The organism is Terrimonas alba (assembly GCF_042434975.1).
Lineage (GTDB): Bacteria > Bacteroidota > Bacteroidia > Chitinophagales > Chitinophagaceae > Terrimonas_B > Terrimonas_B alba.
The window spans coordinates 665,288-691,121 of sequence record NZ_JBHMQM010000002.1 but is presented as its reverse complement, the minus strand read 5'-3'; the positions used below and the strand labels follow the sequence as shown (position 1 = coordinate 691,121).

General features: G+C 40.5%; 20 protein-coding genes. 9 read left to right on the top strand and 11 right to left on the bottom strand.

The features are described from left to right. Positions 1-56 precede the first annotated feature (56 nt). The 7 genes from ACFEL9_RS07800 to ACFEL9_RS07770 all read left to right on the top strand — a co-directional run bounded on the left by ACFEL9_RS07800 (position 57) and on the right by ACFEL9_RS07770 (position 8,886). The gene (locus ACFEL9_RS07800; RefSeq protein WP_385888009.1) at positions 57-1,277 is read left to right on the top strand and encodes an MFS transporter; all 1,221 of its coding nucleotides are present in this window, start codon (positions 57-59) and stop codon (positions 1,275-1,277) included. Between the two features lie 49 nt (positions 1,278-1,326). Continuing rightward, positions 1,327-2,559 carry a nucleoside permease gene (locus ACFEL9_RS07795; RefSeq protein WP_385888007.1) on the top strand — a complete coding sequence of 411 codons (1,233 nt, stop codon included), beginning with the start codon at positions 1,327-1,329 and terminating at the stop codon, positions 2,557-2,559. A gap of 46 nt (positions 2,560-2,605) precedes the next feature. After that, on the top strand, positions 2,606-3,502 hold the full coding sequence (locus tag ACFEL9_RS07790; RefSeq protein WP_385888004.1) for a hydroxypyruvate isomerase family protein: 897 nt from the start codon (positions 2,606-2,608) through the stop codon (positions 3,500-3,502). A 375-nt stretch (positions 3,503-3,877) separates the two neighbouring features. Then, complete coding sequence (locus ACFEL9_RS07785; RefSeq protein WP_385888002.1) at positions 3,878-5,563, top strand: GMC oxidoreductase; 1,686 nt, start codon at positions 3,878-3,880, stop codon at positions 5,561-5,563. Between the two features lie 3 nt (positions 5,564-5,566). Beyond that, on the top strand, positions 5,567-7,291 hold the full coding sequence (locus ACFEL9_RS07780; RefSeq protein WP_385887999.1) for a GMC oxidoreductase: 1,725 nt from the start codon (positions 5,567-5,569) through the stop codon (positions 7,289-7,291). 66 nt (positions 7,292-7,357) lie between these two features. Beyond that, positions 7,358-7,924 carry a gluconate 2-dehydrogenase subunit 3 family protein gene (locus tag ACFEL9_RS07775; RefSeq protein ID WP_385887996.1) on the top strand — a complete coding sequence of 189 codons (567 nt, stop codon included), beginning with the start codon at positions 7,358-7,360 and terminating at the stop codon, positions 7,922-7,924. 32 nt (positions 7,925-7,956) lie between these two features. Further along, on the top strand, positions 7,957-8,886 hold the full coding sequence (locus ACFEL9_RS07770; protein ID WP_385887994.1) for a sugar phosphate isomerase/epimerase family protein: 930 nt from the start codon (positions 7,957-7,959) through the stop codon (positions 8,884-8,886). 87 nt (positions 8,887-8,973) lie between these two features. On the opposite strand, the gene ACFEL9_RS07765 is transcribed toward ACFEL9_RS07770, so the two are convergent. From ACFEL9_RS07765 to ACFEL9_RS07740, 6 genes are all read right to left on the bottom strand, one after another. After that, positions 8,974-10,440, bottom strand: a complete 1,467-nt coding sequence (locus tag ACFEL9_RS07765) for a lipopolysaccharide biosynthesis protein (RefSeq protein ID WP_385887992.1) — start codon at positions 10,438-10,440, stop codon at positions 8,974-8,976. 5 nt (positions 10,441-10,445) lie between these two features. Continuing rightward, on the bottom strand, positions 10,446-11,552 hold the full coding sequence (locus ACFEL9_RS07760; protein ID WP_385887989.1) for a glycosyltransferase family 2 protein: 1,107 nt from the start codon (positions 11,550-11,552) through the stop codon (positions 10,446-10,448). A 69-nt stretch (positions 11,553-11,621) separates the two neighbouring features. Beyond that, entirely contained in the window at positions 11,622-12,824 is a 1,203-nt protein-coding gene (locus tag ACFEL9_RS07755; protein ID WP_385887986.1) for a glycosyltransferase, read from the bottom strand. 15 nt (positions 12,825-12,839) lie between these two features. After that, positions 12,840-13,601, bottom strand: coding sequence for a triose-phosphate isomerase (gene tpiA, locus ACFEL9_RS07750; RefSeq protein ID WP_385887984.1), 762 nt, complete (start codon positions 13,599-13,601; stop codon positions 12,840-12,842). Positions 13,602-13,631: 30 nt separating this feature from the next. Next, positions 13,632-14,810, bottom strand: a complete 1,179-nt coding sequence (locus ACFEL9_RS07745; RefSeq protein ID WP_385887982.1) for a putative sugar nucleotidyl transferase — start codon at positions 14,808-14,810, stop codon at positions 13,632-13,634. A 144-nt stretch (positions 14,811-14,954) separates the two neighbouring features. Beyond that, positions 14,955-15,209 carry a type B 50S ribosomal protein L31 gene (locus ACFEL9_RS07740; RefSeq protein WP_385887980.1) on the bottom strand — a complete coding sequence of 85 codons (255 nt, stop codon included), beginning with the start codon at positions 15,207-15,209 and terminating at the stop codon, positions 14,955-14,957. A 179-nt stretch (positions 15,210-15,388) separates the two neighbouring features. Between ACFEL9_RS07740 and ACFEL9_RS07735 the strand changes: the two genes are divergently transcribed. Beyond that, complete coding sequence (locus ACFEL9_RS07735) at positions 15,389-16,276, top strand: AraC family transcriptional regulator (RefSeq protein ID WP_385887977.1); 888 nt, start codon at positions 15,389-15,391, stop codon at positions 16,274-16,276. Between the two features lie 281 nt (positions 16,277-16,557). Here ACFEL9_RS07735 and ACFEL9_RS07730 read toward each other — a convergent pair whose 3' ends face one another. From ACFEL9_RS07730 to ACFEL9_RS07710, 5 genes are all read right to left on the bottom strand, one after another. Next, complete coding sequence (locus tag ACFEL9_RS07730) at positions 16,558-17,049, bottom strand: YajQ family cyclic di-GMP-binding protein (RefSeq protein ID WP_385887974.1); 492 nt, start codon at positions 17,047-17,049, stop codon at positions 16,558-16,560. 166 nt (positions 17,050-17,215) lie between these two features. Further along, a complete protein-coding gene (locus ACFEL9_RS07725; RefSeq protein ID WP_385887972.1) occupies positions 17,216-19,711 on the bottom strand; it encodes a TonB-dependent receptor domain-containing protein in 2,496 nt (831 codons plus the stop codon). A gap of 229 nt (positions 19,712-19,940) precedes the next feature. Next, positions 19,941-22,436, bottom strand: a complete 2,496-nt coding sequence (locus ACFEL9_RS07720; RefSeq protein WP_385887969.1) for a TonB-dependent receptor domain-containing protein — start codon at positions 22,434-22,436, stop codon at positions 19,941-19,943. A 356-nt stretch (positions 22,437-22,792) separates the two neighbouring features. Then, on the bottom strand, positions 22,793-23,557 hold the full coding sequence (locus ACFEL9_RS07715) for a LytR/AlgR family response regulator transcription factor (RefSeq protein WP_385887966.1): 765 nt from the start codon (positions 23,555-23,557) through the stop codon (positions 22,793-22,795). Continuing rightward, positions 23,541-24,707, bottom strand: coding sequence for a sensor histidine kinase (locus ACFEL9_RS07710; RefSeq protein WP_385887964.1), 1,167 nt, complete (start codon positions 24,705-24,707; stop codon positions 23,541-23,543). Before ACFEL9_RS07710 ends, ACFEL9_RS07715 begins: the two co-directional genes overlap by 17 nt. Before the next feature lie 101 nt (positions 24,708-24,808). Between ACFEL9_RS07710 and ACFEL9_RS07705 the strand changes: the two genes are divergently transcribed. Continuing rightward, positions 24,809-25,825 carry a threonine aldolase family protein gene (locus ACFEL9_RS07705; RefSeq protein WP_385887961.1) on the top strand — a complete coding sequence of 339 codons (1,017 nt, stop codon included), beginning with the start codon at positions 24,809-24,811 and terminating at the stop codon, positions 25,823-25,825. Positions 25,826-25,834 lie beyond the last annotated feature (9 nt).

Sequence of the window (25,834 nt, the reverse complement as noted above, 5' to 3'; positions counted from 1 at the left end):
GTTTTAAAAATAGTACATTTAGCTTTTACAACAATCTTAATTACAAATCTAACGACATGCAAGCTGTAAATAGAAATCAACTTTTCCTGGCTAGTTGTATTGCTTTAATTTTCACCTCACTCACTTTCGCTTTTCGTGCATCTTTAGAAGGAGTATGGGGCGCTGAATTTAATCTCACTAAAGAACAAGTCGGATGGATATTTAGTCCTGCCTTCTGGGGATTTACTCTGGCGATGGTAATTGGGGGACCTCTGTGTGATGTACTTGGTATGAAACGATTGTTAGTCTTCGCATTTATAGGTCATATTGCCGGAGCTATTATTTATATTATAGCTAAAGACGCCACCATGCTGTTTATTGGTACACTTTGTATTGGTATTGGTAATGGAATGGTAGAAGCAGCTTGCAATCCACTTGTTGTTTCGCTATATCCAAATAACAAAACCACTATGTTGAACCGCTTCCACGTTTGGTTCCCGGGAGGAAATGTAATTGGCGGATTGTTAGCTTTTGTTGTTCTTACACAACTGAATCTTGACTGGAGAATTCTTCTTGTGCCTCTATTTATAGCAGTTGCTATCTATGGTTTTTTGTTTTTCAAGTTAAAATTTCCTCAAACAGAAAGAGTGACAACAGGCGTAAGTACAAAGGAAATGTTCGCCGCTTGTTTGAACCCACTATTTCTCATCATGCTGGCTTGTATGTTTTTGACTGCCGCTACTGAATTGGGTACTACTACATGGATATTGGCTTTGCTTGAAGGGTCAGGTGTGTCCGGAATCCTGGTGTTGGTTTTCATTTTCGGAATTATGGCTTTAGGTAGATCATTTGCAGGCCCTGTTGTTCATCGTCTTAATCCGAATGGAATGCTGATCTTTTCAGCTTTATTCGCAGGAATTGGTTTATTGCTGTTAAGTCAGTCAAGCGGATATGCTGCATTTGGCGCTGCCGCCGTCTTTGCAATAGGAATTTGTTTTTTCTGGCCCACCATGCTCGGTTTTGTATCTGAATATGTACCCAAATCCGGCGCACTTGGCCTTTCACTAATGGGAGGCGCCGGCATGTTTTCTGTTTCTTTAATTTTACCTGTTATGGGAAAATGGCTTGATGAGGCGAAAGCAAAAGCTATTGCTGAGGGAATTGATCCATCCAGGGCAGAAGCAATAGCAGGATCGGAGACTTTCATGAAGGTGGCTATAATGCCGGCTATCCTGTTGGTTATTTTTACAATTATCTATTTCGTAAGAAAGAACAAACTTAAACCAGCGGTAGCCTGATCACAATAAAAAAATTCAGTATACATCTTCTTAATTTTTTTCAGATTACATGAAATCGACAACCCGTATCCAGCTCTCCCTGATGATGTTTATTGAATTTTTCATTTGGGGAAGCTGGTTTGTTACACTCGGAACATTTTTAAGTACTAACCTAAGTGCAACCGGGGGCCAGACGGCGAGTGTGTTTTCCACCCAATCATGGGGTGCCATCATTGCTCCTTTTATCATCGGCCTGATTGCAGACAGGTATATTAATGCTGAAAAAATATTGGGCTTTCTTCATATTGTTGGGGCCATCCTGATGTACCAGATGTATAATTCCGATAGCATCGCTGTATTCTATCCATACGTGTTGGCATATATGATTCTTTACATGCCAACTATAGCGCTGGTAAATTCAGTTTCATTTAATCAAATGAAAGACCCCGAGAAAGAATTTTCCAGCATCCGTGTATGGGGAACAATTGGCTGGATTGTGGCGGGTTTGTTGATCAGCTTTTTATTTCATTGGGATACCGAAGAAAACACCGCCAAAGGATTTTTAAAAAATACCTTTTTAATGGCTTCCGTTGCCTCTCTTATTTTGGGATTATTTAGCTTCACATTACCCAAAACACCACCTTCTAAAAAAAGTGGTGAAAAGGTGAGTATAAAAGAGATCATTGGGCTGGATGCATTAAAATTGCTGAAAGACAAAAATTTTGCTGTTTTCTTTATCTCATCCATTCTTATTTGTATCCCGCTTGCTTTTTATTATCAAAATACCCATGCCTTTCTATCAAACATAGGTGTAACAAATCCAACCGGTAAAATGACGATTGGACAGATCTCGGAAGTCTTGTTCCTGTTGCTATTACCTTTGTTCTTTAAAAAATACGGCTTCAAAAAAACCATATTGATCGGCATGCTGGCCTGGGCGCTTCGATATGTTTTATTTGCATTTGGCAATGCAGGCGATCTGAGTTTTATGTTGCTGATCGGTATCGCCCTGCACGGCATATGTTATGATTTCTTTTTTGTTTCAGGCTATATTTATACCAATTCGAAGGCCGGAGAAAAATACAAAAGTGCTGCACAAGGTCTTATTACATTAGCCACGTACGGTGTAGGAATGCTGATTGGGTTTGAAGTAGCCGGTATGATCACCGACTCATACAAGATTTCGGATAAAGAATTTGATTATAAAATGATCTGGCTTATCCCCGCTATCATTGCTGCGGTGGTATTTTTATTATTCTCCGTTTTATTCAAGGATGAAAAAAAGACAAATATTACAGTCTAATTCAGGCGATACCATAATTCATTTGTAACTTGTAAGGCTCAAAAAAATGACAAACAAAACAACATCCCGACGTAAATTATTAAAACAACTGGCAGCCGGAACTTTAGCGACAGCGATCATTCCTCCATTCCAGGCATGTGCCACTGATACTATGGACGAACAAAAATTAAAAGGCAACATTAATCATTCGGTTTGCCAATGGACCTATGGCTTTATGCCACTTGATGAACTTTGTGCAGAAGCAAAAAAAATGGGGCTAAAGGCCATTGACCTGATTGGCCCGAAAGATTGGCCAACGCTTCAAAAGCACGGGCTTGAATGCTCCATGTGTTATATTGGCGGAAAAGTTAGCCTCAATGAAGGGTGGAACAATCCAAAATTTCATGATCAGTTGGTAAAAGATTACCTGGAAGCAATTCCCCTTGTGGCAAAAGCAGGATACAAAAACCTGATCTGTTTTAGCGGCAATCGCAATGGCATGGACGACACTACCGGTCTGAAGAATTGCGTGGAAGGATTAAAAAAAATCTTACCCCTGGCAGAGCAACACAATGTGATTATTCAAATGGAATTGCTAAATAGCAAAGTGGATCATAAAGATTATATGTGTGATAAAACGCCGTGGGGAGTTGAACTCTGCAAGCAATTGGGTTCACCCAACTTCAAACTATTATATGACATCTACCACATGCAAATTGACGAAGGCGATGTGATAAGAACCATCCGGGATAATCATCAATATATCGGGCATTATCATACTGCAGGTGTTCCCGGCCGGCATGAGATCAATGAAACCCAGGAATTGTTTTATCCCGCTATCATGAAAGCAATCCTTGACACCGGACATAAAGGATATGTAGCCCAGGAATTCATTCCTACTGGTAAAACAACAGAAGATAAACTGGCAGCATTGAAATATGCGGTTAAAGTGTGCGATGTATAGTAACCCACAACCCCCTGATCATTCGACAAGTCAGGAGGGACATGCAGAAACACAGCCCCTGCCTACCGTCAGGCAGGCTTGCTTTTCGAAATGGTTTAAATAAAATTGAGATTGCTGAAAACCGAAGTCATAGAAAAATATTATAGAGAACCTTCCCCTTCCGCCAGCGGGCGGAGCGAATTACGTAAACTTATTTCTTTAATCGACCAGGGGTGGGTTGCCGCTACTTCGACTCTTCGATAAGCTCAGAGCTCAGTAGCGAACAAAAAGCACAAGAGTGCGGACTTGCCTACCGGCAGGCAGGCGCAACCAAGCTGATAGCAGTACTAATGCTGGTAACAAAAAACAATAAATAATAAACTATATCCTCATATTATGGCAGATAATGTATATGATGCAATTGTGATCGGTTCAGGTATCAGTGGTGGCTGGGCTGCAAAAGAATTGACCCAAAAAGGACTGAAAGTGCTGATGCTGGAACGTGGTCGAAATATAGAACATGTAAAAGATTATGTGAATGCGAACAAAGAGATTTGGGAATTTCCTCATAGAGGCGGAAGGACACAAAAAATGATAGAAGATTATCCGGTGTTGAAACGTGACTATCCACTCAATGAAACCGTATTGGATTATTGGGTAAAAGACAGTGAAAGTCCCTATACAGAAATTAAACGATTCGATTGGTTTCGCGGCTATCATGTAGGAGGCCGATCACTGATGTGGGGTCGTCAAAGTTATCGCTGGAGTGAACAGGATTTTGAAGAGAATGCTAAGGATGGTTATGGTGTAGACTGGCCTATCCGCTATAAAGATCTGGCGCCCTGGTATAGCTATGCAGAAAAATTTGCGGGTATCAGCGGTTCCAAAGAAGGTCTTGCGGTTTTACCCGATGGAGAGTTTTTGCCGCCGATGGATATGAATGTTGTAGAAAAAGATGTAGCAGCAAGAATAAAACAACATTATAAAGGTACCCGGCATATGTTTATTGGGCGGACAGCCAATATCACCGAACCGAAACCTGAACAGGGAAGAGTAAATTGTCAATACCGGAACCGGTGCTGGAGAGGCTGTCCATTCGGAGCTTACTTTAGTACTCAATCTTCTACATTGCCGGCAGCAATGGCAACCGGCAATCTTACCCTGCGCCCTTTTGCTATTGTTACTAAAATTTTATATGATAAGGATAGCAAAAAAGCGACCGGCGTTGAAATACTGGATGCAGAAACAAATAAAACCTATGAGTACAAAGCGAAGATCGTTTTTGTAAATGCTTCGGCGCTCAACTCTGCCTGGATATTGATGAACTCTGCTACTGATATCTGGCCCGATGGATTAGGAAGCAGTTCCGGCGAATTAGGTCATAATGTGATGGATCACCACTTAGGTGTAGGCGCTTCTGGCGTAGTGGAAGGATATGAAGACAAATACATATTTGGCCGCAGGCCAAATGGCATATACATACCACGCTATAGAAATATTGGAACTGATAAACGGGATTACTTGCGGGGCTTCGGTTACCAGGGTAGTGCAAGTCGCCAGGGATGGGGCCGGGAAATAGCTGAATTGAATATCGGCGGAGCATTTAAAGACGCCATCAGTGAGCCGGGCAGCTGGACGATGGGAATGGGGGGCTTTGGCGAAATGATACCGATTCATGAAAACAAGATCACGTTGGACAAAACCAAAAAGGATAAATGGGGATTGAATATACTCGCCATCGATGTGGAACTGAGAGAAAATGAAAAGAAGATGCGGATCGATATGCAAAATGATGCTAAAGAAATGCTGGAAGCTGCCGGAGTAAAAAATGTACATAGTTGGGATGGCGATGGTACTCCGGGCCGTGGCATTCATGAAATGGGAACTGCCAGGATGGGTCGTGATCCTAAAACATCTGTGCTCAATGCTAATAACCAGGTATGGGATGCAAAGAATGTGTTTGTAACAGACGGAGCTTGTATGACATCAGCTTCTTCCGTCAACCCTTCCCTGACTTATATGGCATTGACAGCACGGGCCGCAGATTTCGCAGTCAATGAATTAAAAAAAGGAAACCTCTAACCAATGCCCGATACTACAAAAGTTAATATCAATAACAGGGCTGAACAGCAAAATACCTATGATGCCATCGTAGTCGGTTCAGGTATCAGTGGTGGCTGGGCAGCGAAAGAATTAACCCAAAAGGGTTTAAAAGTGCTGATGCTGGAGCGTGGCCGCAATGTGGAGCATGTAAAAGATTATGTAAATGCGAACAAAGAGATTTGGGAGTTTCCACACCGGGGCGAAAGAACGCAGCAGATGATAGAAGACTATCCAAACCTAAAAAGGGATTACCCTTTGAATGAGACAGTGCTTGATTTTTGGGTAAAAGATAAAGAATGTCCTTTCACGGAGACAAAACCGTTTACCTGGTTCAGGGGCTATCATGTCGGTGGTCGTTCGCTTACCTGGGGAAGACATAGCTATCGTTTTAATAAATGGGATTTTGAAGCCAACCTAAAAGATGGCCATGGTGTCGACTGGCCAATACGTTATGAAGACATTGCTCCCTGGTACAGCCATGCGGAAAAATTTGCGGGCATCCAGGGCACAAGAGAAGGCTTAGAAGTATTGCCTGATGGTGAATTTTTGCCCGGCATGGGTTTGAATGTGGTGGAAAAAGATGTGGCAGCCAGAATCAAAGAACATTTTAAAGGCACCCGTCATATGATCAATGCACGGACCGCCAATATCACCGAACCCAAACCCGAGCAGGGAAGAACAAATTGTCAATACCGTAATCGTTGCTGGCGTGGTTGTCCTTTTGGAGCCTATTTCAGTACTCAATCTGCTACATTGCCTGCCGCCATGGCCACCGGTAATTTGACATTACGTCCCTTCTCCATTGTTACAAAAGTATTATACGATAAAGACAATAAGAAAGCCACCGGTGTTGAAGTGCTGGATGCAGAAACAAATAAAACTTACGAATACAAAGCAAAAATAATTTTCCTGAACGCCTCTGCATTTAATTCAACCTGGGTGCTGATGAACTCAGCCACTGATATCTGGCCTGATGGTTTGGGCAGCAGCAGCGGTGAATTAGGTCACAATGTAATGGATCACCATTTCCGTTGCGGCGCATCGGGCCGCATGGAAGGTTATGATGATAAATATGAATACGGCAGAAGACCAGGGGCTATTTATATTCCCCGCTACCGGAATATTTATGATGATAAAAGAGATTATGTGCGGGGATTTGGTTACCAGGGTGGAGCAAGTCGCCAGGGCTGGAGACGCCAGGTAGCTGAGCTGGCAATCGGTGCTGATTTTAAAGAAGCATTGACTGAACCCGGCAACTGGACCATCGGTATCACTGGCTTTGGTGAAATTTTACCCTATCATGAAAATAAGATCACATTAGATAAGAACACTAAAGACAAGTGGGGATTGCCGGTGCTGAATATGGATGCGGAAATCAAAGAGAACGAGCAAAAGATGCGCAAGGATATGATGGAAGATGCTAAAGAAATGCTGGAAGCAGCCGGCGTGAAAGATGTAAAGACAAGTGACTCCGGTTATATCTATGGAATGGGTATTCATGAAATGGGAACTGCCCGTATGGGGCGTGATCCAAAGACATCAGTGCTGAATGGCAACAACCAGGTTTGGGATGCCAAAAATGTATTTGTTACTGACGGCGCCTGTATGACATCGGCTTCTTGTATAAATCCTTCATTGACTTATATGGCAATGACAGCGAGGGCCGCTGATTTTGCAGTTAGTGAATTAAAAAAGGGAAACTTATAGGAAAGCTGCGAGTCGTGAGCCGGAAACTTTAAAACTATTAAACTTTGAACTTTTAAACACTTTTATATGGAACGCAGGGAACTTTTAAAATTGATTGCTTTAGCAACCGGTAGCGCATTGATCGGTGGTGAATTATTTCTTTCCGGTTGTAAAAACTCACCGGCCCTTGGTGGTGCTACGTTCAGTGAGGAAGACATCAGCTTTCTTGACGAAGTTGGTGAAACCATCATTCCGAAAACATCATCCCCGGGCGCAAAAGAAGCCGCTGTCGGATCATTTATGACAGTGATGGTAAATGATTGTTATACCAAAAATGACCAACAGATATTCCATGAAGGGATCAGGAAACTGGATGATGCCTGCAAGAAGGCCAATAATACCAGCTTCATGAATGCTACTCCTGAACAGCGCACCAGCTTGTTGACTGCACTTGACAAGGAAGCAAAACAATACCAGGAAACCAAAAAGAAAGAAGAACCTTCTCATTATTTTACTATGATGAAGCAATTGACCTTATTAGGATTCTTCACCTCGAAACCAGGTGCCACACAAGCATTGCGTCATGTACCTGTTCCTGGTAAATATGATGGAGCTTTCCCTTACAAGAAAGGCGATAAAGCCTGGGCTGAATAAATTATTTTATCAATCAATTAAAACATTGAAAAATGGATTTTAAAAGACGAACATTTTTGAGACTAACGGGCAATCTCGCCGCTGGCCTGGTGATAGCTCCTATGGCTTGCAAGCTGGATTCGAATAAAGAAAAAGAAACAGAATCAAAAGATTCAACCACAGCAGCAGGCCCTTCCGCTACAGAAGCTGGTACAGCACTTACTACATTTGGTTTGCAGTTATATACATTGCGTGATGACCTGCCAAAAGATCCCAAAGGTGTTTTAAAACAAGTAGCTTCATTTGGTTATAAACAGATTGAAAGTTTTGAAGGCAAAGACGGAATGTTTTGGGGCATGAGCAATACGGATTTCAAAAAATACATGGATGACCTGGGCATGGTGATTGTGTCCAGCCATTGTGATATCAATAAAAATTTTGAAAAGAAAGCAGCTGATGCAGCGGCTATCGGAATGAAGTATTTGATCTGTCCTTACAAAGGCCCGCAGAAAAAATTAGATGATTTTAAAAAGTTTGCCGACGAGTTTAATCAAAAAGGCGAAATATGTAAAAAGAACGGGATAAAGTTTGCTTATCACAATCATGATTATACCTTCAAAGAATTGGAAGGCCAAATGCCGCAGGATGTATTAATGAACGGCACCGACCCCTCACTGGTTGACTATGAGCTGGACATGTATTGGGTAGTAGCCGGTGGACAAGACATTGAAACCTGGTTGAAAAAATACCAGGGTCGTTTCAAACTATGTCATGTAAAGGACCGCACTAAAGGTGCCACAGACGCTGCTGATACCTGTACACTTGGAGAAGGAAGTATTAACTACCCGGCCATCTTAAAAACAGCAAAAGAAACCGGAATGGAATATTATATTGTTGAACAGGAAAAATATACCGGCACTACTCCGTTGAAAGCAGTAGAAGCTAATGCGGCTTATATGAAGAATTTGAAGATCCTATCGTAAAGGAGCATTCATACATTAATCATTCGGGAGTTATGTTCTGCATACTCCCGTTTTTTTTGAAAAACAGGCTGAAAGACTTTCGGAATTTTACTCTTTATCTTCTGCAAGTTTTAATGAAAACCGTTTATTCTTTAAAATTAGCCAGAAATAAGACAAAGCAAATACCCCCCCTTCCAATATGTAAAAATACAGGGGCATTTTCAGTGGACTGGTAAAGCAGTGAATAATTACCTGTATGGCCAAAATGATGACACTGATTCTGAATAAACCATCTTTAAAAATAGTCATGGCAGGGTAGTTTCTATGTACGGCGTAACCAAAAACAAACGCCGCTAAAAAATTTATAACAATAGCAGTGACGCCGGCGGCTGGATATCCGAAGAGGGGAACAAAAAAAATATTTAACCCGATACTGCATAAGACGGCTGAAATATATGTGATGGAAATAAGCCGCACTTTGTTTCCGAACTTCAATCTTTCCTCCGAAAGGCGTCCCCATCCTTTCACAAATTCGGCCACTGCCGCCAGGAATATAACAGGGTATCCGATGCGAAATTCTTTACCCAGCATGATTATTGCTATTTCTCTCGCATATAACACAAAATAGACCGTTAACGGCAAAAAAAACAATAGCCAGATATTAAATGCCTGCGACAATCGTTTCTTTGTTGTTTCACTGTCAGGCTGAAATTCCAGCGTTTTTAATAAGATTGGATCCAAAGCAGCCCAATAAACATGCACCAGGGCAGCAATGGTTATTTGCGCTATATTGTAATTCTGGTTATAGATACCAACCTCGGCCACGCCGGTATAGCGTTCTATTACAAACCGGTCAGAAGATACCAACAGCGCCATACAAAGATTAGCAATCAGCCCTATCTGGCCATACCCGACTAAATTGATTAAATCTTTTTTACTAACCCGGCTGAAAGATAATTTCATTTTAATAGCGTAAGGCACAACGACAACGGCTATTAGGGCAACGTTTAAGAAAATAACACTGGTCAGAAAAGATTCGATACCATAATCAAAAACAAAAGTGAGTATTAACAATAGCAGGAAGCCGGCAACCGAACGAATGACTTGGATAATATTGTACGAAAAAGCCCCTCCCTCCAACCGGAGCGGTATTAAAAAAAGATTCACTATTTCAGAAGTAAAAAATTGCAGGAAGCATAAAAGAATAAGCCGTTTAAGCAATGGACTATCTACCATGGTATACCAGCAGAATGAGAAAACCAATATAAGGATGGAAAACAGCAGAAAAAGAAAAACCAGGTTGGAAAATAATGCCTTAGACCTTCCTTTTTGCTTGTACTGATAATAATATCTCCATCCGCAATTGATTATCCATGTATAACAAATGATCGAAATATAACCAAAGAATAAAAACGCAAGCGAATAAAGCCCAAAATCTTCTGTGGAAAAATGCCGGGTATAAATAGGCGACCTGACAATGCCAATCACGATAGGTGCCACCGCACCCATCAGGTAAAAAAAAGTGTCTTTGAAAATAATATTTTTAGTCCCCTGTTCCTTTCCCTGTATATTCATTCATATCATTCTGTAATAGGTTTCATGAGCCCACATTCAATCAGTGATTGTGGTGATTCATATTTTTGGGAAATCTTCTGATCAAAAAATGATAATATAGAAGATTCTGAAAATTTCTTCATGTATCCTTTATACTCCATTCGCTCATGTATATTTTCCGCCGCAATTCTTTCCTGGTAACTCTTAAAATCCTGCGGCAAAAATTTATAATGCAACAATGCTATTTGTCCTACACACTCTGTATTGATTTTCCGTGGAAAAATCTGATGTGATTCAAAAAAAATACCCCTTCTATAATAAATCAACCTGGTTATGTGCAACCAAGGTTTTACGCCGAAGCAACGGCTGCGCATGCCGCCAAGAATGATCCTGCCCATTTTGTCGTATTCATACCCTGTTTTGTCAAAATAATCCACGCCTTTATAAATATCTTCCTCATTATTTTGATTCGCGGTAATCGCCTCTTTGGAATACATATCCACTACGATACCCGATATTGCGGTGATATTCTTGCGTTGAAAGTGGTTTATCAGCGAAGATATGTCCGGTAATTTGTTATTGTCATATACTAATAGTTCATCTGAATCCAGCACCAGGAACCACCGGTCAAATCCATAATAAGCCAGCATCCTGTTTATCCAGGCAAGCCTGATGTTGCTGGTATATCGCTCCTTGCTTTCAAACAGTTCCACATCCGGATGGTTATATAGGTATTCTCTTGTTCCGTCGTTGGATTGATCGTCCAAAAAAGCAAACTTATGTACTCCAAGGGCCTTATAATAGGCAATGAATTTTCGGACACGGGCCAGCTCGTTTCTTACCACACAGATGATGATCAAACCATTGTCCCTCACAGAAACGGAAGGATTTTTTCTGACCATCCTGATATCTATATTCAAAAAAAGAGGGATCACGGCAAATGGATCTTCTGTAAAACGTATGCCACCAAAGTAATTTACCATCCCGGCAAAAACTCCGCGGGGAATGGGCAGCCCCCCTTTTGGTGCAATAAAGAAGAATTGATAAAAAATACGGATCAGTCGGGGCATATTGATGAAGCCCCTGACGGCCACCTTCCAAAACCCAAAAAATTTTGAATTCACTATTGCCATAAAACATCCCGTTGCTATCTCAGAAAAATATCGTTGAAGTTCATCATGAATAAATCGTGTTGGCGTTTTTTAAGCGGGACCCTCTTTATCTAACAATTCTCTGTAAGCCCCTAAGAATTCTTTTTCTATAATTCCCCAGTTGTATCGCTCGTTTACCGCCTTTATCCCATTTCGGGAATACTTTTCATACAATGCCTCATCCATTAAAAGCCTGGTAATCGCATCTGCCAGTTCCTTCTCATTGCCTGCCTCAGCAGTGAGACCAACTTCATTTTCTTCCACATACTTTTGCATATAGCCAAACCCGCTGGCGATGATCGGTATTCCAAAATTCATATATTCAAACAGCTTGATCTGTATAATCTCCCGATGTGCTTTCAAATCCAACAACGGGTTCAGGCCGATTTTAACCTGATTGTAAAAAGCTGCAATATCACGATAAGGAACAGGATCAAGCAAAATGACATTATCCGAAAGCCCGGCGGCTGCGATAAAATCATTCATCTCTTTGTTAAAGTCTTCAGAAACCCATCCGAGAAGAAGGAGTTTAAAATCCGGCAGCTTGTCAGCAATCATCCTGGCTGCTTTTAACATAACCAAGCCTCCTCTTTGATACGATATCCCACCCACATAAGCGGCATCATATTGCCTTTTCTTAACCGGCAGATTTTCCCTCTTATCTGCCAGGTTGCTAAAATTGTATATCACTTTCCGTGGCACGCCCGGCGTTTGTGCCTGAAATCTTTCAAATAACCCATCATCGACCGTAAATATATAATCATATAGCCGGGCCTTTTTATATTCCCAATTTTGAATATGCCTTGCGTAGAAATTTATTAAAAAAAAGGGCACTCGGGCGTTTGCAAAATCAATATCCTTTAAATTATTATCATGCGGCTCCCGTGCATCATAAATCAATTTTGGTTTATGTGGCAATTTTTTCAGCTTATGTACAATGCGATTTACCTGCAAATCTTCAATCTGATACACATCTGCTTCTATTTCTCTGCAACAGGAAAACGCCAGGTCATACTCGGTTGTCAGGGGCAAAATCTTTTTAATTACCCAGTTAATGTATTTATTCTTAAAATATCTCTTGCGGCTTATCAGTCTAAAAAAAATGCCTTCCGGAGTAATACCCTGCCCGTCTTCATCACCCATAACGAGATAATGTACTTCATAACCATTGTTCTTTAAAGAAAGGGCCTGCTTCCAATAAGTCCTGTCATCATACAGGCCATGCCTGTCAGCCAAAAAACAAACTTTCTTCATTGCATCCGGAAGCTATTATTTCAGACTAAGTATAATCTCCACAAAATCGGCTGCTACCAGTGAGGCTCCACCCACCAGGCCACCATCAACATCCGGGCAGCTAAACAATTCTTTTGCATTGTTTGCTTTTACGCTCCCGCCGTATAAAATGGAAATCTGATCCGCAATATTTTGGCCATACTGACCTGCAAATACCGAGCGCAGATAGGCGTGCATCTCCTGGGCTTGCCCGGTAGTAGCAGTTTTACCTGTTCCGATCGCCCAGATGGGTTCATAGGCAATCACGATATCTTTTATCTTATCGGCTGACAAATGAAAAAGCGACTCTTTTAATTGAGTTGCGACATGTTCATTCTGGGTACCGGCTTCACGGATTGACAAGGGCTCACCACAACAGAAAATTGGTGTAATAAAATTCTCCAAACAAAGATTCAGTTTTTCTGCAAGCACGTTATTACTTTCATTAAAATACTCCCGTCTTTCGCTATGCCCCAGTACACAATAAGGAACACCGATAGAATGGATCATTTCCGCCGACACTTCCCCGGTATATGCTCCAGATTTTTTATTGTAACAATTTTGTGCGGCTACATAATAATTTTTAGCATCGTCTACTTCACTTCTTGCCATGAGAAGATAGGGATAGGGAACTGCAAATATTGCCTGCTGATGAGCAGCTAATACTATGTTTTGCTTGAGTATTTCATTCAGCAAATTTTCTCCCTGTTGAAAAGTAAGGTTCATCTTCCAGTTAGCTGCGGCGATCTGCTTTCTCATAATTTTTGATCAGGAATTTGGTGTTTAACTTTAAAAATGTTTAAAGATATATTTTAAAATACTTTTTTCGTTATCTGAGATCGAATGTTTTTTCAACTTCTTCCACCCCGTGATATCCTCGAGGGCTTTGTCGAATCCATACCGGTCTATGCCATCGCTTCCCCATGAAAAATTGGGAATATGTTTTGGCGTGAGCCCGTTGCCAAATACATTGCAACAAACGCCGATTACCGTTCCGGTGTTAATAGCTGTGTTAATCGCCGTCCGTGAATAGTCGCCCATCATCACACCGCACTTGTTTCCGGCGTTTAGCTGCCCCCCGGGTGTCCAAACCTTCACAATACCGGCATTATTTTTAAGATTAGAATTTGTAGTACCTGCACCTATATTACACCATTCACCAATAACGGAATCACCAAGGTAACCATCATGGGCTTTATTGGAGTAACCAAACAGGACCGAATTTTTTATTTCGCCGGAAACGATGCAATAGGGGCCTAACGAAGTTCCCCCATAAGCCCTTGTTCCCATTTTTATAGAAGCCCCCTCTCCCATGGCAAAGGGTCCCCTGATCATCGCCCCCTCCATTACTTCAGCATTTTTGCCAATATAGATGGGGCCATCTGATGCATTGAGATAACTATGCTCTACACTTGCACCCTTCTCAATAAATATGTTACCACTGCCTACAATTTTATTGCTCGGGGAAATGGGTTGCGATTTTCTTTTTTTAGTAATCAACTCAAAATCCTGGTGGATGGCCCAATTATTCAATTGAAAAATATCCCAGGGGTACCGGATAGTTTTTATATCATCTTCAATGATGACAGGATTGGTGACCTTAATCTTATATTCTTCACTGACTTCTTTTTTCGAAAAACAAAAAACAATGCCCGTATTGTTGTTCACCGAAATAAACTCGCCTGGTTTGAGACTGCGAACAGCTTTTATCAGTTTATTAGTTGGAAGTACATTTCCATGAACCATAATACAAATACCATCTTCAGCGGCTTTTTGTATCGTTAGCGACCGGTCCAGGTCTTTATAATCATCTTCATTCCGGTCATAAGAAATCAAACCAAGAGCTTTTTCCCACTTTTCACGGATGGTTAAAATACCGACCCTGATATCCTGTATTTGCCTGGTAAGGGTGAAGGGATAAAGATTTTCGGGTTGGCAATATTCTTCAGTAAAGAGGATCTTATTCATGGATATGAAATACTGATACTATGCGGAAAGATACTTGAAAAAAAATAGCCGGAAAAAAGCAGTCAACTTTTAATGATGCGGCTAACAAAAAAGCCCCCAATACACTTGGAGGCTGATAAAATATTTGAAGAAGAGAAAATAAGATTATTCTCCTTTCTTGGCGTATTTCTTTTTGAACTTGTCGATACGACCTGCCGTATCTACCAGTACATTTTTGCCAGTAAAAAAGGGATGAGATGTATTAGAAATCTCCAGTTTTACCAGGGGATATTCATTACCGTCTTCCCATTTCACAGTTTCTTTAGACGCAGCAGTGGAGCGGCTAAGGAATGAGTAATTGTTACTCATATCTTTAAACACCACTAGCCTGTAATTTTCCGGATGGAGACCTTTTTTCATAACTCTTTGATTTTAAGGCTGCACGGATTTTGCCGTACTTATTTTATAATTTTTGAGTGTGCGAAGATAGGCTCCATCTGCCTTTTTGCCAAATCTTAATTAAAACATTCAGCCGGCCTGCTTTAATTCGCTGGCCTTGCCATAAATTGAGCTTTTATTGTAAACACTTAAGCGTTGCCATGAAGCCTCTTTTTACCCAAATAGGTAAAACCCCGCAGGACAACCTGATTGTTGTCAAAAGAGAGGTTCCTTATTGGGATACCCCCTTTCATTTTCACCCGGAATGTGAATTAGTTTATACACTAAGTGGTACCGGAAAAAGAATAATTGGAGATCGTATTGAGGTGTTTGGACCAGGCGATATGGTTTTCCTCGGCCCCAATATTCCGCATGTTTGGTATAGCGATCCTTCTTTTTACAAAAACGACAATAACCGGCAGGCAATAGCCATAGTCGTTTATTTCAGCAAAGAAATTTTTGGTGAAAAGTTTTTTCAATTAGAAGAAACCCAACTGCTGAAAGAATTTTTAAAGAAGGCCGAGAGAGGCCTGAAAATACAAGGCCGGACATTTGAACAAATTGCTGCGATGTTGAGCAACATGGTTGAAAGCAATGGCATGCAAAAAATAGTGGGCCTCATGCAGGTGTTGGAATGCCTGGCCGGATCAGAGGAAGTACAATCCTTAGCCAGCATCACCTATAAAAATTCGTATGACACAAAAGATAATCACAAGATTGACGAAGTTTTTTTATACCTCAACAAAAACTTTATGCGTGACATATCCATGCCGGAGGTAGCTGAACTATGCCATATGACACCGCAATCATTTTGCCGTTTTTTTAAAGCAAGAACCAAGAGCACTTTTATCGATTTTTTAAACGATATCAGGATTAGCCATGCCCGTAAATTATTGATCGAATCAGAAGAGCAGACAATTGCCGAGATCGCCTATCTATGTGGGTATAAAAACTTGTCCAATTTCAATAAGCTTTTTAAAATAAAAACAAAGCTGACGCCAAAGGAGTATAAGAGGAACTTAAAAGCAAACTGGATAAAGCAGCTGTAAAATAAGAAAGCACCAGAATCGATTCCTATACTTGCTTGCGCAGGTATATTCCTTTTTTCCTGATGCTCCCCGGAGTTGTATTTATCCTGTTACAGATATTTACTTCTCCAAAGCCACAATTTTATTTGTTTTACCAAATTTCTTGCAGCGATTGTTCATTGAAGGTACGCTCCCGGAATAGCGTTTTCCAATTTTTTTTTCGTTTTGTTACGCACCTGTTTGCCACTTTTTTTTCCACCGTTTTCGGCAGTTGTGAAGGTTTACAGGCGGAATATGCACATTTAGCTGCGCATATTCTCAAACTGGAGGGGAATACCCAGGTTCCAGCTTTTTGATGACTGAATTACTTCCTGCAAATCGTCAATTTTTTTGCCCGTTACCCTTACAATATCGTCATTGATTGAGGCTTGAACTTTTAGTCCTGAATCTTTTATGTGTTTTACGATCTTTTTGGCATCCTCTTGTTTTAATCCATTTCTCACCAAAACTTCCTTCTTCCATACCTTGCCGCTCAAGCTCCCTTCTTTGGACAGATCAAAAGCCTCAGGAGCTATCCCCTGCTTGTGAGCCCTGTTAACCAATACATCCAACAGCTGGCGCATTTTCATATCATCCTCTGTTTCCAGGTTTATTTTAAACTCTTTTTTATCCAGCTTAATCACTACATGTGACCCTTTAAAATCAAACCGGTTGGTGATTTCTTTGGTAACCACATTTACAGCATTGTCCAATGCTTGTGCGTCTACTTTGCTTACAAAATCAAATGAAGGCATACACTAATTAGCGCCAATTTTAACGAATGAACGCTAAGGTACGAATGTACATGATTAATTGGATTCATTCCATTAGCGTCCATTTGCATTAATTTGAAAATATTGGTGTTTCAAAAAAAAGTCTCCCGTAGAAACGGGAGACCTGTTCACATGAGAAAATTATTTTTTATTGATTGGCGCCGCCTACCCTGTTCTGCTCATCCTGCGAACTTGAATTCCTGCGGCGTGGCTGGCTTTGCTGGCCGTTCTTACCAAACCTCCAGGTGAATGTAGCTGTAACCTGGCGTATGTCAGGCCGGGCAAGAAACTCACCATCAACTTTTCCATATTTATTTATACCGGAAAATTTTTGCCATGCAAATGGGTCACGTACATTCAGCCGAAGCGTTCCTTTTCCTTTCATGATCTGCTTTTGTCCGCCCAGGCTTAGCTGATAAATAGCCTTCATTTCGGTCAGGCCATTGATTCCTCGGTGACGATAAAATCCGCTCAGTTCAGCAGTATAGCCTTTGCCCAATGTGAAATTATTCGTGATATTGATCATAAATGAAGTGAAGTTGAAATTAATTTTAGTCGTATCATAAACACCTTCGTATTGATTGTTGAATACATTAGTGAAAATATTCGCATTCCACCATTTAACAAATGTGAAAGGTGCAGTAATAGAGAGACCAATATTGCGAAACTCAGCCACATTATCAACGGTAAGAAATCTCACTTTACTTTCAGGATTATTGGGATCCAATTTGATAATCTGCGAAATGACATCATCTGTTTTGCTATAATTTAAGGTAGTGATATATTTTCCCTTAAATGAATGAGACAACTCAATATTATGAGTGTATTGCGGACGCAGATAAATATTGCCTTGCCGGTATGATAAAGAATCGAGGAAGTAAGTGAAGGGGTTCATGTCCTGGTAATTAGGCCTGTTGATGCGCCGCCCGTAAGAAAGGGTAAAAGTATTTTTTTCGTTCGCCTTATAACTTGCAAATGCTGTTGGAAAAAGGTTGGTGGTATCTCTTTTAAATTTTGTTTGAGCCACTACACGATTACCTAACTGGTTGCCATGAGCAATTAAGTTTTCTACCCTGAGCCCTGCCTGGAATGACCATTTTTTTATTTGCCGGTTATAATTCACATAAGCGGCATTGATATTTTCATCATAGACAAAATGGTTTGACCGCACCAGGTCTTCTTCCCACTCTTCATTAATCAAACTTTCATAGTTCACTTCATTATCATTTTTAACATAGCTGAACTTTAATCCTGCTTCAATGCGCCCATTTTTAACAGGGTGAACATAATCTGTTTTGAAAGTATAAATGTCAATATCAGAAGGCAAATGCCCACGTAAAGACGAATTGCCTGTTTTTTGTAAGTAACTGTTGAAATAATCAGTTTCCAATACCATGTCGGAAACATTGCTGTAAACAACATAATCAAAATCAGCAGTGAGTTCCCTGCCGGTGGTATCAAAGCTGTGTTTCCAGTTCAGGTTAAGAGTTCCGTTTTTAAACCTGATCCTGTTATCTGTCTTCGATACAAGCCTGCTTTCCAACTGGTGGTTCTCATCACTAAGATTGCCAACAGTGGTTGGCCGTGGATGACCACTGAAAGTAAAACCGCTTACAACAATGCCAAAAATATTTTTCTTACTAGCATACCAGTCAAGACCGAGCTTTAACGTATGGTTATTGTTACCAAACCTGAAACGGGTTTCTGTATTATTATAGCCAATTATATCATCACTGTTGACAGCCAGGAAGCGGTTTTCAAAAGTGAGTGTGTTGCGGCCGCGGAAAAAGTTTGGATTATAATTTCCAAAAAAATTGATCTTATTCTTTCGCCAGTTAAAATTGATGCTGTTTTGAGATTTGGGAAGGAAATAGGTTGCATTATGTATCCGGTATATGCTTGACGTTGCTCCTACCATAATGCTGCCGTTAAAACCGTCATTCTTTCCTTTTTTAGTTTTAATATTTATTACACCGGAGTTGCCTGCGGCATCATATTTAGAAGAAGGATTTGTCATGATCTCTATTTGATCCAATGCCGAAGCCGGCATGTTCTTCAGCATATTCGCAAGGTCTGCAGCCGATAAATAAGATAACTTCCCATCAAGCATAACAATTACACCTGATTTTCCCCGTAAGCTTATATTACCATCATTATCCACTGTAATGCCCGGCGATTTTTCCAATATTTCCAATGCAGTGGCGCCGGCACTGGTGGGTGATGATTCCACATTGACTATCGTTTTATCAATCTTTGTTTCAATAAAAGGTTTCTTACCGGTTACCGTTACCCCGGCAAGGCTTTTAGCAGTTTCAGTTATGTGGATTGTCCCCAGGTTGACCTGTGGCTCCGCTTCGGTAATTTCAAACACAGGACTAAAAGCTTTTTCATAACCAACAGATGAAACGGCTACCCGGTATTTTCCTGCTGGAATATTTACAAATTCATATTCACCATTCTTATTGGCGACAGCAAATTTTATGGATGATGAATCGGAAACTTTTATAAGTGAGATGGTAGCTGACTGAATATTTTTTTGAGAACCATCTTTAATACTGCCGGTGATCCTTCCTATTTTGGATTGCCCGAATACAGCAGTAACCATGCTAAGAAAAACAACAGATAAGATTAAGATCTTCCTCATAATGCGGTTTAAGAGCATGAAGATGATAAATACAGAACTGATTTCTCAACGAAATATGACAAGTTTCGTACTTTCCGTGACGAAGGGTAAAAAATACTTATCAAACCACTGTAGTGACTCTTAACAACACTTAAAGAAGCCATCACTAAAACAAAATTCCCGCCTTTGATAGGCGGGAATCTGCTGAATTTTCGTTTAAAGGTCTAAAGGAAATGATCTTGATTTTCGATTAGTTTCCACCACCTGTATTAACTCTGTTTTGTTCGTCGCTCGCCCCGCCTCTTTTTCTGCGTTCTGGTGCGATATTCTTTTTACCAAACCGATAGTTAAATGAAAGATTGAACTGGCGGCTATCCCTTTTGCTATATATATTCACATCCACATCGCTGTATTTTGCATAACCACTGAATTGTTGCGTATAAAAAACATCACGAACGCCTAACTTAAGTGTTGCTTGTTTTTTAAACAATTGTTTGGATATAGCTGTATTAACTGCGCCCATATCATTTGCTACCAACAGACCTTCGGCTCCTTTCGTACGGTACCAACCACTTATTTCAGCAGACCAGCCTTTTTTTCCTATGGTGAAGCTGTTTGTCATATTACCCATAAAGCTGGTGAATTGTATATCAATCGGGTCATTCTTAACACCATCCTGGTAAATACCCGTATAGTGATTGTTGAACAAATTGGTATAGATATTCATATTCCACCATTTTCTTACCGGGAAGTTTGCCATCACTGCAAGACCTATCTGCTTCATTTGATTAAAATTCTCCCGGGTTTGATAAGTCACTTTCTTTTCAGTATTCTGTTTCAGCATTTGCGTAATGATATCATCTGTCTGCGTGTAGTTCAACGTTGTTGTCAAAAATTTGTTGAAAGTATGGCTTGCTTCAAAATTGTGAGTAAACTGGGGCTGCAGGTAAGGGTTACCCTGGCCATAAGTCAACGAATCCAAAAAGAAAACAAACGGATTCAGATCATCATAGTTGGGACGGGATATCCTGCGGCTGTAACTAAAGTTGAATTGATTTTTTTCATTTGCACTATAACTTAAACCTACATTGGGAAACAAATTGGTGTAATTTCTTTTGAATGAAGAATCCGTTTTGACCTGGTTACCTTTTGCATTTGTGTTTTCCAAACGAAGACCTGCAGAAAGTTCCCATTTCTTTTTTATTGACTTTGAAAAAATAGCATAGGCTGCATTTATATTTTCTTTATAGATAAAATGATTGCTTCTGTCGTCGCTGGTCCAACCTGTACCATTGTTACGTAAATATTCAACCTGGTTGTCTGTTGTTACATAACTTGTTTTAAAACCTGTTTCTAATTTTATACCATTTTTAAAAGGATGTAAATAATCTACTTTAGCGCTGTATATATCTATATTGGAAGGAATATCTCCTCTTAAGATAACATCGTCACCATTCTTTTCATTATTAGCATCAAAAATTTGGGTGGTAAGCTCTGTTTTGCTTTTGTTATTGTAAAAGGCATAATCCACGTCTGCTGTAATCTCACGGCCTGTTGAATCAAACGTATGTTTAAAGTTGACGTTGGTTGATACACCAGCCCATTTTCTTGTATTGTTACCGCTTGATCCTATCTTATAATCCACGGCCCCGGATGGAAACCTTACAAACGAAGTGCTTGTTGGATCTTCATCGTTATCATTAAAATTTCCATTTGCAACAAAACCCAGCACGGTTCTTTTAGAAAAATAATAATCCATTCCGGCTTTTACACCATGATAGATACCTTTAAAATGTGGTCTTGATCTCTGGTCTGAAGATCCTTTTAATGTAACATTATCCGCTTCATAGAATTTACGGTCAATAGTAAGATTATTGTATCCTTCATACTTTCCTGTATTATATCCGCCAAACAGGTTTACTTTCTCATTACGATGGTTAAGGTTAAACCCGCCGTTAAATCTTGCATAAAGCCCCTGTGTGTAGGATACATTAGCAGATCCGTTTGTTCCAGTTACGATGCCTTTTTTTGTTTTAATATTAATGATACCTGAATTGCCGGCAGCATCATATTTAGCTGGGGGGTTGGTCATGATCTCAATTTGCTCCAGGCTGCTGCTCTGCATATTTTTCAATAAAGCTGCCAGGTCAGCACCACTCATATAAGTAGGTTTGCCATCTACCAATATCATCACTCCCTGTTTGCCTTTAAGACTGATGTTACCGTCATTGTCAACAGTCACTCCGGGCGATTTTTCCAATAATTCCAAAGCGTTTAAACCGGTATTAGTAGGAGAAGCCTCCACATTAATGAGTGTCTTTCCAGCCTTTTGCTCAATAAAAGGCTTTTTTGATGTAACAGTAACACCAGCAATTGATTTTGCCTGTGGTACCAGTTCAATGGTTTTAAGTGTAACATCGAGGTTGGTAGCGGAAATCTCGATTGGTTCAGAAAAGCCCTTATTGTGACCAATTGCCGAGATAGCGACAAAATATTTTCCCAGCGCAACATTTTCAAATTCAAACTTGCCGGTTTTATTGGCCACACTCATTTTAGCAACAGATGAATCCGCGGCTTTATGTAATGTGATGGTGGCCGATTCAATTGTTTTAGTGTTGCCATCTATAACAGTGCCACTGATTTTTCCTGAAATCCTTTTTTCTGTTTGATTTTCGTTACTAGGTTGTGCGTAGCTGGCTAAGGATATGGTCAAAACGACTGCCAGCAAAGTCAAAATCTTTTTCATGTGCGAGTTTTTATTGGTTTTTGGTCTAATGATATTTTTGTTAGTACTTGTCTTTAATTATTACAGTCCAAAAGTAGGTACTATGTAATACAAAGAACATTGTTTTAAATTAAACGGCCATATTTACTGATGAGTGGGCCGTTTATTCTGAACACTTAGTTTGACGCAGGTCGGGAAATTCGGTTACAGGGGTATCAGCTTTTCTGATGAGTGGTTAAAAAAAGAGATAAGTGGAATTTCTCCTAATAAACTCATTGTCAGCTTAAAACTAAAAAGATAAATCTACCCGGAAAAGCCAATGTCGGTGGGTTAACGCTTTACTCGAGTGAACAGTAATTATATCCAGCTCAATTGTCTTACAGGCTAAACTCCGTCCGTATGGCGTCATAATAGGTACGGCCGGAGGTGAGACGGGTCCCGGTTTTGTCATCCATCAGGAAAAGATAGCGGCCATTGAAATGCCGGTGCATCTCTTTCACTCTATCTTTATTTATAATATATGATTTCTGAATCCGGTGGAATTGCCCCGGAAGTCTTTCGCATAAGGCTGCAAGCGATTGGTCCGTCAAATGCTTTTGCCCGTCGGCGGTATACACAAATACATATTTATCCTGCGCTTCCAGGTAAACAATATTTTCAAAACGCAGCAAAATGATCCTGTCCCCTGTTTTTATAGTTAGGGCTGTTGTTTTTGCAGGAGCCTGGAACTGGCGGATAATATCCTGCAAACCGGCAATATTAATCGACGGGTTTAGCCGGCCAAATTGCTTTAGTTTTTCAATGCTTTGCCTGAGTCTTTCTTCCTTGATTGGTTTTAATAAATAATCAATGGAAAAAGATTCAAATGCCTTGATAGCATATTGCTCGTAGGCCGTGGTAAAGATGATATTGGGCTTTCGGCTTAACTTCTCTATCACTTCAAAACCGGTGAGGTCAGGCATCTGGATATCAAGGAAAATGAGATCCGGATTTAGCTCTTCAATTTTTTGGATAGCCTCCTTGCCTGTACCGGCTTCGCCAATTATCTCAATTGTTTCTTTATAATCGTGTAAAAGGTTTCTCATGAGCCTTCTTGCAGCCGGTTCATCATCGATCAAAATAGTTCTAAATAACGGGTTCATTTTTTATCATCTTTTGAACATGTACAGAAACTTTTTTACGTGGCTCGTTACTGAAATGAATTTCATATTGGCCGGGAAAAAGCAGGTCGAGCTTATCGTATACACTTTTTACTCCATACCCTGCATTCAATTCATTTGGGAACGCGGGCCCTGAATCAGCAATGCTTAAAACAAGTCCGCCGTTATCTTCCCTGACTTCCAATTCTATCTCCGTCATTCTGCCGGTGGCTTTCAGGCCGTGCTTCACCGCATTTTCAACCAATGGCTGCAGTACAAATCTTGGAACCAGGTAATGGTTCCACTCAGGGTTTACTTTTATCGTGTAATTAAGCTGATCTTCAAATCTTATTTTTTCAATTTCCAAATACACTTCCGCCATCTCCACTTCATCTTTCACGGTAGAAAAATTGTTGTTGCTGTAATTAATACTATAGCGAAACAGATCGGCTAAGGCCACTGTCATTTTCCGGGCTTTGCTACCATCTGTAATAGAAAGATCAGCGATAGAATTAAGCGCATTGTATAAAAAATGTGGGTTTACTTTTGAATGAAGAGCTTCCAACTCTGCTTTTGCCTTCAACTCTCTCAATTTACTTAGCTCCAATTCTTTTTCATGAAATTTTCTTTTTCGTTCCAGATCGAGATAATCGATGACGGCATATACAAGTCCTGTGGCTCCGGCAAGATAAATACTCGAGACAACAGAGTATTTCATATACTGTATCGAAAAACCATATAAAATGTAATTCAGCGGTACATTGATCGCAAGGATAGTAACGATCAATGTCGCAAACACGAGTAGTTTGTGTTTTACAAAGGATAATTTTTGTAATCGTTTACTTTCCGCTACGATCCTCGCCAGGTTAAAAACAATTAATGTCAATAGCGTAGTCGAGATAAATTGCCCTGCCACCGCCCAGCCCCAGCCAAATTTGCCGAGTATATAAAAAAAACCTCCGCTCATCGGGATCATACCGCAGGAGATGCAAAAGATCACTACCCATGCAGCCAGGTTTCGGCGCAATATTTCGTTTTTGATTCGTCGCCGGAACAAGCGGCTAAAGTTTGCCAGCAGATAAAGACCCAGCAGTGACATGATAAGACTGAATGCAATCAGCAAACCATATTCGAGGAAAGTTGGTTCTTTCATACAAAGGCCAAATTAGCAAATCACCATCATTTATCATGCTGAGACCCGTCAACTGCCTGATTTGAGGAGTGAACTGATTATATTGCAAATAAATTCGGTGAATGTTTATTGATTTTCGTTCGGATACTGTTACCAAGCCTACTCCCGCCATGCTGGAAGCGATGATGACAGCCAAAGTAGGCGACGATGTTTTTGGAGAAGATGATTCAATCAATGAATTGGAAACACTGGCCGCTGGCATGTTTGGCATGGAAGCGGCTCTGTTTTGCCCATCGGGTACAATGACCAACCAGATAGCAATCAAATGTCATACACAGCCGGGGGACGAAGTTATTTGTGATGAGAGCTCTCATATCTATCAATACGAAGGAGGTGGTATTGCATTTAATTCCGGCGCATCTGTAAAATTATTGCACGGAGACCGTGGACGCATTACCGCAGAGCAGGTGAAGGCAGCCATTAATCCCGAGGATGTACACCGTGCCCACAGCAGTCTCGTGAGCCTTGAAAACACCAGTAACCGGGGCGGCGGCAGTTGTTATGATTTTGCTGAAATCAAACAAATCCGGCGAGCATGTGACGAATACAAGTTGGCATTTCATTTGGACGGAGCAAGGCTTGTCAATGCGCTTGTGGCAAAAAAAGAAACGCCTGAACAATATGGACAAGTGTTTGACAGCATTTCTATTTGTTTAAGCAAAAGCCTTGGCTGTCCCGTAGGAAGCCTGCTATTGGGAAATACCGCTTTTATAAAAAAAGCGAGAAGAGTAAGGAAAGTGTTTGGTGGCGGCATGAGGCAGGCTGGTTTTTTAGCGGCGGCGGGCATTTATGCGTTGCAAAACAATATCGACCGTTTACAGGAAGATCATGAGCATACTGCGCTGATAGCAACTGCCATCGGCGAGAAAGATTTTGTAGAACTGGTACTGCCGGTTGAAACGAATATTATCATTTTTCAATTGAAGGAAAAACAAGGCGCTCCTGCATTGGTAGCTAAGCTCAAAGAAAAAAACATTCTTAGCTATGCGATTGCACCCAACAGGATACGTTTTGTTCTTCATCTCGATATTACCAAAGAAATGGTTGCAAGAACCATTGACATCATCTCAACTTTATAATTGAACAGC

Excerpts from the sequence above, each read along its gene's own strand:
- ACFEL9_RS07800 (WP_385888009.1), top strand. The coding sequence starts at position 57 with ATGCAAGCTGTAAATAGAAATCAACTTTTCCTGGCTAGTTGTATTGCT.
- ACFEL9_RS07795 (WP_385888007.1), top strand. The coding sequence starts at position 1,327 with ATGAAATCGACAACCCGTATCCAGCTCTCCCTGATGATGTTTATTGAA.
- ACFEL9_RS07790 (WP_385888004.1), top strand. The coding sequence starts at position 2,606 with ATGACAAACAAAACAACATCCCGACGTAAATTATTAAAACAACTGGCA.
- ACFEL9_RS07785 (WP_385888002.1), top strand. The coding sequence starts at position 3,878 with ATGGCAGATAATGTATATGATGCAATTGTGATCGGTTCAGGTATCAGT.
- ACFEL9_RS07780 (WP_385887999.1), top strand. The coding sequence starts at position 5,567 with ATGCCCGATACTACAAAAGTTAATATCAATAACAGGGCTGAACAGCAA.
- ACFEL9_RS07775 (WP_385887996.1), top strand. The coding sequence starts at position 7,358 with ATGGAACGCAGGGAACTTTTAAAATTGATTGCTTTAGCAACCGGTAGC.
- ACFEL9_RS07770 (WP_385887994.1), top strand. The coding sequence starts at position 7,957 with ATGGATTTTAAAAGACGAACATTTTTGAGACTAACGGGCAATCTCGCC.
- ACFEL9_RS07765 (WP_385887992.1), bottom strand. The coding sequence starts at position 10,440 with ATGAATATACAGGGAAAGGAACAGGGGACTAAAAATATTATTTTCAAA.
- ACFEL9_RS07760 (WP_385887989.1), bottom strand. The coding sequence starts at position 11,552 with ATGGCAATAGTGAATTCAAAATTTTTTGGGTTTTGGAAGGTGGCCGTC.
- ACFEL9_RS07755 (WP_385887986.1), bottom strand. The coding sequence starts at position 12,824 with ATGAAGAAAGTTTGTTTTTTGGCTGACAGGCATGGCCTGTATGATGAC.
- tpiA (WP_385887984.1), bottom strand. The coding sequence starts at position 13,601 with ATGAGAAAGCAGATCGCCGCAGCTAACTGGAAGATGAACCTTACTTTT.
- ACFEL9_RS07745 (WP_385887982.1), bottom strand. The coding sequence starts at position 14,810 with ATGAATAAGATCCTCTTTACTGAAGAATATTGCCAACCCGAAAATCTT.
- ACFEL9_RS07740 (WP_385887980.1), bottom strand. The coding sequence starts at position 15,209 with ATGAAAAAAGGTCTCCATCCGGAAAATTACAGGCTAGTGGTGTTTAAA.
- ACFEL9_RS07735 (WP_385887977.1), top strand. The coding sequence starts at position 15,389 with ATGAAGCCTCTTTTTACCCAAATAGGTAAAACCCCGCAGGACAACCTG.
- ACFEL9_RS07730 (WP_385887974.1), bottom strand. The coding sequence starts at position 17,049 with ATGCCTTCATTTGATTTTGTAAGCAAAGTAGACGCACAAGCATTGGAC.
- ACFEL9_RS07725 (WP_385887972.1), bottom strand. The coding sequence starts at position 19,711 with ATGAGGAAGATCTTAATCTTATCTGTTGTTTTTCTTAGCATGGTTACT.
- ACFEL9_RS07720 (WP_385887969.1), bottom strand. The coding sequence starts at position 22,436 with ATGAAAAAGATTTTGACTTTGCTGGCAGTCGTTTTGACCATATCCTTA.
- ACFEL9_RS07715 (WP_385887966.1), bottom strand. The coding sequence starts at position 23,557 with ATGAACCCGTTATTTAGAACTATTTTGATCGATGATGAACCGGCTGCA.
- ACFEL9_RS07710 (WP_385887964.1), bottom strand. The coding sequence starts at position 24,707 with ATGAAAGAACCAACTTTCCTCGAATATGGTTTGCTGATTGCATTCAGT.
- ACFEL9_RS07705 (WP_385887961.1), top strand. The coding sequence starts at position 24,809 with ATGTTTATTGATTTTCGTTCGGATACTGTTACCAAGCCTACTCCCGCC.